The sequence below is a fragment of the Bacillus thermotolerans genome (assembly GCF_000812025.2).
Taxonomy (GTDB): Bacteria; Bacillota; Bacilli; order Bacillales; family Domibacillaceae; genus Quasibacillus; species Quasibacillus thermotolerans.
In genome coordinates, this window is sequence record NZ_JWJE02000106.1 from 1 (window position 1) to 1,644 (window position 1,644).

Here is a 1,644-nt window from a genome sequence, read left to right on the forward strand (position 1 = left end):
AAAACTTGAAAAAGTGGGCCAAACTCCGCTCTTTACAGAAAATTGGTCTCCACCTCACTTCTCATATTATAGAAGATTCCATTTAACAATTCAAAAAAAGTGAAAACCCCGGTGAGAATTCACCAGGGTTTTCTTGACTAAGTTGTTTTTCAACAACGTGAAGAAGCTGCTTTCTTTTGAAAGCAGCTTCTTTGACGATTTGGCAGTTATTTTAGTGGCAGGAAAGAAAACCGCCGTACAAAGTGGAAAAATTGGATAGTACTATGTAAACTGGAAAACCATTAAATGAGGAGTAGTTTTTTAACAGTTTTTGTAGTATATTCACCTAGTAGGGAAAAATAATGATATAAAGGGGCTAGTGGAGAGGTATGAAAATTAGACTAAAACACACCGGCCAAAGAAGAAGGCGACGCCGGCTAAAGAAACCTGTACGGCTGACGCTTCTTTTTCTCTGTATCTTCGTTGCGGGACTCTCTATCTATAACATTACGTTGGAACCAGCTGAAGAAGTACAAGGGAATGGATTAGAAGAGGAAGCTGTTCAAGCAAAAGAAACGGCGGAGGCTGAGAAAGCCGCTGAGCCGGTAGAGACACAAATTACGATCAGTGCAGCCGGCGACTTCACGCTTGGTACAGATGAAACATTCCAATATGCAGATTCATTTGTGGATGAAGCAGAGAAAAATGGTCTTTCTTACTTTGTTGAGGAATTAGACGGTGTATTTAAAGAGGATGATTTTACGACAGTAAACCTGGAAACTACTTTAACCGATGCAACAGAGAAAGCTGTTAAGAAGTTCCGCTTTAAAGGTGACCCTTCTTATGCACAGATTTTAGAGCTTGGTGGCATAGAAGCGGTCAATCTCGCCAACAATCATATTTATGACTACCTGCAAGAAGGATATGACGATACAATTGACACTTTAAAACAGGCGGATATCGGTTACTTTGGATATGACAATAAATATATAGCAGAAGTGAAGGGCATCAAAATCGGCTCCCTCGGCTATGAGGGCTGGGACGATACAGAGGCAATCCGCTCCCAGGTGTCCGCCGATATACAGGAGCTGAAAGAGCAAGGAGCAGAGATCGTGCTCGTTCACTACCACTGGGGAGTAGAGCGAAGCTACGTGCCGGAAGAATCCCAGCGCACGCTGGCTCAGTACACGATTGACAGCGGAGCGGATCTCATTCTCGGACACCATCCGCATGTGGTTCAAGGGATTGAGGAATACAATGGCAAGTTCATCGTTTACAGCCTTGGCAACTTCATGTTCGGGGGAAACCGGAATCCAAGCGATAAGGACACATTCGTCTTTCAGCAAACCTTCCATTTAACCGACGGCAAGCTGACAGACAAGAAGGAAATTAACGTGGTTCCGTTCTCGATCTCATCGGTGAGCCACCGAAACAACTATCAGCCGGATAAACTTGAAGGGGCGGAGGCGGAAAGAGTCAAAAATAAAATCATTGACGCCTCTAACCAAATCGAGGGCTCTGATTGGCTGGAGTATGAAACGGTACAATAACGAAAAAGCACCCACTGTATTAAAGAGGGCACTGAAAAAGTCTAATTTTTATTAAAGGCAGTTGAAAGTTCAATCTAATGAACTTTCAACTGCCTTTTTACTTTATAATATTGTT

Annotated in this window: 2 protein-coding genes; both read left to right on the forward strand. The window is 42.9% G+C overall.

What is annotated here, in order from left to right:
• The first annotated feature begins 133 nt into the window (after positions 1–133).
• Positions 134–259 carry a hypothetical protein gene (locus QY97_RS21045; RefSeq protein ID WP_261337344.1) on the forward strand — a complete coding sequence of 42 codons (126 nt, stop codon included), beginning with the start codon at positions 134–136 and terminating at the stop codon, positions 257–259.
• A 109-nt stretch (positions 260–368) separates the two neighbouring features.
• A complete protein-coding gene (locus QY97_RS19060; protein WP_039235664.1) occupies positions 369–1,529 on the forward strand; it encodes a CapA family protein in 1,161 nt (386 codons plus the stop codon).
• Positions 1,530–1,644: the final 115 nt, after the last annotated feature.

Coding starts and splice junctions, on each gene's coding strand:
- QY97_RS19060 (WP_039235664.1), top strand. CDS start 369: ATGAAAATTAGACTAAAACACACCGGCCAAAGAAGAAGGCGACGCCGG.